Origin of the sequence: Kribbella turkmenica, assembly GCF_004348725.1 — a bacterium.
GTDB classification, from domain to species: Bacteria; Actinomycetota; Actinomycetes; order Propionibacteriales; family Kribbellaceae; genus Kribbella; species Kribbella turkmenica.
The window spans coordinates 1-5,276 of record NZ_SMKR01000278.1 but is presented as its reverse complement, the minus strand read 5'-3'; the positions used below and the strand labels follow the sequence as shown (position 1 = coordinate 5,276).

The following is a 5,276-nucleotide window of genomic DNA, read 5'->3' as shown; positions in this document are numbered from 1 at the left end:
GTCCCTTCTCCCCTCGTTATGCGGCGGGAGAAGGGCCAACGTCAGGGGTTATCCCCCGGTGTTGTCGGGGGCGCAGCGACGGGGCAGGGTGAGCGGCGCTGGTGTTGGTGGTGCGTGAGCTGGAAGAAGTGCTGGGGTTCAGGAGCGGGCGATGCGGCTGATCAGAGTGGTTGCCGAGAGCGACCGGGCACCCAGGGTGATGATGCTTTCGGCAACTTCGCGGTCGGTCGACACCACCACGACCGGACGGCCCGGCGGCTCGGCGCGGACCAGTTGCCTGATCACCTCGTCCGCGATCACCCCGGCGGGACTGAAGCGCACCCGCACGCCGCGCGGCGGATTCAGTTGCACCGGGCCCGAAAGCTCGGCACCGTCGAAGACGACCGTCACCTCGACCCGGCGCTGCGCCACCAGCGCTCCGAGCGCTGTGACGAGACGCTGACGCTGCGAGTGCAGCGGCGAGTTCGGCCAGACGGTCTTGGTCACGTTGTAGCCGTCGATGATCAGATGGACCTGCGGCAGCGACAGCAACTCGTCGAACAGCGCCGGATCGTCGTCCGGCGCCGTACGCCCGACCGGCGCGGCCTCGGGCTCGGTTCCGGCCACGGTGTCCGCGGGACGGAGCTCTCCCCCGGGCGGCAGCGCGAGCTCGCGGCGCAGGCCGCTTGCCGCCTCCACCAGCGTGTCCAGGAGCAGTCTGGTCCGCGTCGACGCGAGCTCGCGTTCCTGTCCCGCCGCACGACGAGCCGCGTGTTCGACCGCTTCGAGCTCGGTGATCCGGCTGCGCAGTTTGCGCAGCTCACGCTCCACCTCGGCGCGCGCGGCCTCGACCCGCTCGTCGGCCGTCTCCGCCTCGGTGGTGCGTTGCTCGAGCTCGCTCTGCAGACCGCTGATCCGCTGGCGCGCCTCGTTCAGCTTGCGCCGGAGCGTGACGTTCTCGGCCTTGAGCTCGTTGACCTGTTCGCGCAGCCGTTCGCGGACCTGCCGGGTCTCGGTCCGTGCCTGGTCGAGCTGGTCGGACAGCCGGTTGACCGCCTCCTCGGCGGCGCGCGGAGCCTCCACCGGCACCTGCGCGGCGGCCGCGGCGATGTGCTGCTCCCAGTCCTCCGGCCGGAGGAGGTAGGCCAGTGCGGCGACCTCGACCGGGTCCGCGGCCGGCACCGGGACCCCCTCGGCCACGGCGTCGCCGAGCTCCGGGTGCTCCCGCCGTACCTGGAACGCGGTCAGCCGCCGGAAGTGCTCGTCGGTCTCCAGGATCGGGCCGAGGACGGAGGCCGAGAGCTTGGCCCGCTTGGCCGGCGCGAAACTGGCGAACCGGCGCAGCGGTGCCGGGATGTCGGACGCCGGCAACTGGCCGAGTGCCTGCGCGGCGAGAGCGAGAACGCGCTGCCGGACGGGTTCGGGCAAAGAGGTAGCGGCGGAGCTCGCGGCGGTGCCTGCCTCAGTCACCGGCCCGCAGTCCGGCCCGGACGGTGGTCTGGCGCGACGGTGCGCTGGGCCAGTGATGCAGACCACAGCGGCCCGGCGCCGAAGCCGGTTTCGCGGTAGTCGCCTGTGTACGCATACAGAGAGCCTAGTCGACTCCCTTGCGTGTCACCTGCGGAATTGTCGGTGGCCCCTCTTAGCGTCGTTGCCATGACCAGCCCGGCTCCGGACCAGCTGACACCGATCCGCGGTGTCCAGCCGAGTTTCGACGACCTCGGTACGCCGCTGCGCGACGTCACGTTCTGCGTCGTCGACCTGGAGACGACCGGCGGTGCGCCGGGCGAGTCCGGCATCACCGAGATCGGTGCGGTCAAGGTGCGCGGCGGCGAGGTCGTCGGCGAGTTCCAGACGCTGGTCAACCCGTCCGACCCGATTCCGCCGTTCATCGCCGTGCTGACCGGCATCACCAACTCGATGGTTGCCTCGTCACCCCGGATCGGGTCGGTGCTGCCGGCGTTCCTGGAGTTCGCCCGGGGCTGCGTGATGGTGGCGCACAACGCGCCGTTCGACATGGGCTTCCTGAAGCACGACAGCCTGGTGCACGGGTACGACTGGCCCGACTTCGCCGTCGTCGACACCGCCCTGCTGGCCCGCCGGGTGATCACCCCCGACGAGGCGCCGAACTGCAAGCTCGGCACGCTCGCCAAGCTCTTCCGCGCCACCACGACGCCGAACCACCGCGCCCTGTCGGACGCCCGGGCGACGGTCGACGTGCTGCACGGGCTGTTCGAGCGGGTCGGCTCGCTCGGCGTGCAGACGCTGGAGGACCTGCAGACCTTCTCGGCCCGGGTCGCGCCGGCCGTGCGGGCGAAGCGGCATCTGGCCGAAACGTTGCCGCACGCACCTGGTGTGTACCTGTTCACCGACGACCGCGGCGAGGTGCTGTACGTCGGCAAGTCCAAGGACCTGCGCAACCGGGTGCGGTCGTACTTCACCGCCTCCGAGACCAGGACCAGGATCGGCGAGATGATCGGGATCGCCACCGGGGTGCGCGGGATCGAGTGCGGTACGTCACTGGAGGCCGAGGTCCGCGAGCTGCGGCTGATCGCGGAGCACAAGCCGCGGTACAACCGGCGCTCGAAGTTCCCGGAGCGGCAACACTGGCTGAAGGTCACCGTCGAACCGTTTCCCCGGTTGTCGCTGGTGAAACAGGTGCGCGACGACGACGCCGGCTACCTCGGGCCGTTCAGCTCGCGGAAGACGGCCGAGCGGGCGATGGCGGCGCTGCACGAGGCGTTCCCGATCCGGCAGTGCACGGCGCGGATGTCCCGGACACCCCAGTTGTCACCGTGCGTGCTGGCCGAGATGGGCCGGTGCGTGGCTCCGTGCGACGGACGAATCTCGACGGACTCGTACGGCGAGTTCGTCACCTCGCTGCGGACGGCGCTGACCGTGGACCCGACTCCGGTGGTCGAGGCGCTGGACCGGCGGATCGACATGCTGTCGGCGGACGAGCGGTTCGAGGACGCCGCCGTACACCGGGACCGGTTGAGCGCGTTCGTGCGGAGCTCGGCGCGGATGCAGCGGATGGCGTCCGTCACCGGGTGCGCGGAGATCTGCGCGGCCCGGCGGACGGACGACGGCGGGTGGGAGCTGCATGTGATCCGGCGCGGCCGGCTGGCGGCGGCCGGGATCAGCCCGCGCGGGACGGATCCGCGCAAGTACCTTGACATGCTCCGCGCCTCCGCCGAGACGGTGTTGCCCGGGATCGGGCCGGTCGCGTCCGCCTCCCCGGAGGAGATCGAACTGGTCCTGCGCTGGCTCGACCAGCCCGGGATCCGTCTGGTCGAGATGGACGGCACCTGGACCTGTCCGGTCTCCGGCGCCGGCCGCCACCTGACTCGGCTCGACAACGCCCACGCCGACGACCATCACCACCCGACCGAGCGCCGTCGCCGTCTCCGTCCCCTGGGCCCCGCGCGGGTCTAGGGTGCGTCTCCCGATTGCCTGCAGTCTCGAGTGCCGCGCAGCACGCCGGGAATCGGGAGATCTGCCTAGTCGTCGATGAACTGGTAGTTGGCGGCGATCCGGCCGTCGGGTGCCACCAGTAGAAGGTCGGTGCCGCCGGCCAGGGCGTCTCCCCCGCCGGCCGGGACCATCACCCAGCGGACCTTGACCATGTCCCGCACCACCGCCACCGCACCGTCCCGGCGGAACACATGCTGCCCGGGTGCGACGAACTCGTCGTACGCCCGCGTCACCCGGCTCATCAGCTCCCCGTGCCCCCGGGCCTCGAGAGTCGCGGTGATCCCGAGGTCCTCGGCGCGCCTCACGATCTCCTCGGGTGGATCGAGCAGGTTGACGCCGTTCTCCGTCCACAGGTCGCCGACCTCCTTGCGCCGTACTTCGGCGTCCGGCTCGTTCCATACCGCCACATAGCGATCGGCCAGTGCTTCGGCCGTCTTTGCATCCGGCAAGAGTTCCTCCTCCGACGGGGGCGACCTCTCGTGCCGCCCTGCGTCGACCATGCCGAGCACGCCTGCGGGCGGACAATTCCCGCTGGGGAATCATCGAGTCTGTCGGTGGGGTGCGTTACACAGGACGCATGCTGACCCAACCCCGTCGATCCGAGCTGTCCGCCGGTCTCCGGCTCTGGCGGCAACGCCGGCGCGTGAGTCAGCTGGAGCTCGCCGTTCGCGCCGGCACCACCCAGCGGCACGTCAGCTTCATCGAGAGCGGGCGCTCACTCCCGGGCCGCGACATGGTCATCCGGCTGGCGGAGTCGCTCCAGCTGTCGCTGCGTGACCGGAACGCGCTTCTCCTGGCGGGCGGATTCGCCCCGGCGTACGACGAGGCGCCGTACGACGATCCCGGGCTCGGGGCGATCCGCGCGGCGCTGCGGAGCATCGTCGAGGGTCATCGGCCGTACCCGGCGGTCGTCGTCAACCGGCGCGGCGAGCTCGTGCTCACCAACCGGTCCTTCGACGCGTTGACGGCCGACGTCGCGCCGTACCTGCGGGAGGTGCCGATCAACGGGCCCCGCCTGCTCCTGCACCCCGACGGCCTCGCGCCCCGGATCCTCAACTTCGACGAGTGGTCCTGGCACGTGATCGACGCCCTCACCCGCGAGGCCGCGCTGAACCCGGACCCCGGCGCCGACGCGCTGATCGAGGAGCTGACCGCCCTGGTTCCGCCCCGCCCGCCGACCGGGCCCGATCACCTCGGGTTCGCCGTGCCGCTGCGACTGCGCTCCGAGTACGGCGAGCTCCGGCTGATCACCACGCTGACCCGGTTCGGTACGGCGATCGACGTGACCGTCTCGGAACTGCGGATGGAGGCGTTCCTGCCCGCGGACGAGCCGACCGCGAAGGCGCTCCGTTCGCTCGACCCGGGTGGGTCCGGCTGACCGCCGGAACGGTTCGCCGCAATCGGTGCGTCGTACCTGGCGTGCGTCGTACCGCAGAGGCGGCGGCACTATGCTTCAGCGGGTTGAGCTGTGATTCGAGGAGAGGACGGCATGGTCACCGCGATCGTGTTCATCAAGGCCGACGTCGCGCGGATCCCGGAGGTCGCCGAGCAGGTGGCGGCGATCGAGGGTGTCAGCGAGGTGTACTCCGTCACCGGCGGGCTGGACCTGATCGCGATGGTCCGGGTCCCGCGCCACGACGACCTCGCCACCGTCATCCCCGAGAAGGTCAACCGGGTGCCCGGTGTGGTCAGCACCGAGACGCATATCGCCTTCCGCGCGTACTCGACGCACGACCTGGAGGCGGCCTTCAGCCTGGGCCAGGAGGACGGTGCCTGAGGGCCGGTCAACCACGGTCCGGCTGACACGACCTGAAGTTACGGTG

General features: G+C 70.9%; 5 protein-coding genes. 3 read left to right on the top strand and 2 right to left on the bottom strand.

The genetic code is table 11. The features are described from left to right. Positions 1 to 138 precede the first annotated feature (138 nt). Positions 139 to 1,449: an NYN domain-containing protein gene (locus E1218_RS34860; protein WP_132327302.1), complete on the bottom strand. Its 1,311-nt coding sequence runs from the start codon at positions 1,447 to 1,449 to the stop codon at positions 139 to 141. A 186-nt stretch (positions 1,450 to 1,635) separates the two neighbouring features. Here E1218_RS34860 and E1218_RS34855 point away from each other — a divergent pair, with 186 nt between their 5' ends. After that, on the top strand, positions 1,636 to 3,414 hold the full coding sequence (locus E1218_RS34855; RefSeq protein WP_132327301.1) for a DEDD exonuclease domain-containing protein: 1,779 nt from the start codon (positions 1,636 to 1,638) through the stop codon (positions 3,412 to 3,414). A 65-nt stretch (positions 3,415 to 3,479) separates the two neighbouring features. On the opposite strand, the gene E1218_RS34850 is transcribed toward E1218_RS34855, so the two are convergent. Further along, entirely contained in the window at positions 3,480 to 3,902 is a 423-nt protein-coding gene (locus E1218_RS34850; protein WP_132327300.1) for a hypothetical protein, read from the bottom strand. A 128-nt stretch (positions 3,903 to 4,030) separates the two neighbouring features. Here E1218_RS34850 and E1218_RS34845 point away from each other — a divergent pair, with 128 nt between their 5' ends. Both E1218_RS34845 and E1218_RS34840 read left to right on the top strand, forming a co-directional pair. Continuing rightward, the gene (locus E1218_RS34845) at positions 4,031 to 4,831 is read left to right on the top strand and encodes a helix-turn-helix domain-containing protein (protein WP_132327299.1); all 801 of its coding nucleotides are present in this window, start codon (positions 4,031 to 4,033) and stop codon (positions 4,829 to 4,831) included. Positions 4,832 to 4,942: 111 nt separating this feature from the next. Continuing rightward, complete coding sequence (locus tag E1218_RS34840) at positions 4,943 to 5,230, top strand: Lrp/AsnC family transcriptional regulator (RefSeq protein WP_132327298.1); 288 nt, start codon at positions 4,943 to 4,945, stop codon at positions 5,228 to 5,230. Positions 5,231 to 5,276: the final 46 nt, after the last annotated feature.

Excerpts from the sequence above, each read along its gene's own strand:
- E1218_RS34855 (WP_132327301.1), top strand. The coding sequence starts at position 1,636 with ATGACCAGCCCGGCTCCGGACCAGCTGACACCGATCCGCGGTGTCCAG.
- E1218_RS34845 (WP_132327299.1), top strand. The coding sequence starts at position 4,031 with ATGCTGACCCAACCCCGTCGATCCGAGCTGTCCGCCGGTCTCCGGCTC.
- E1218_RS34840 (WP_132327298.1), top strand. The coding sequence starts at position 4,943 with ATGGTCACCGCGATCGTGTTCATCAAGGCCGACGTCGCGCGGATCCCG.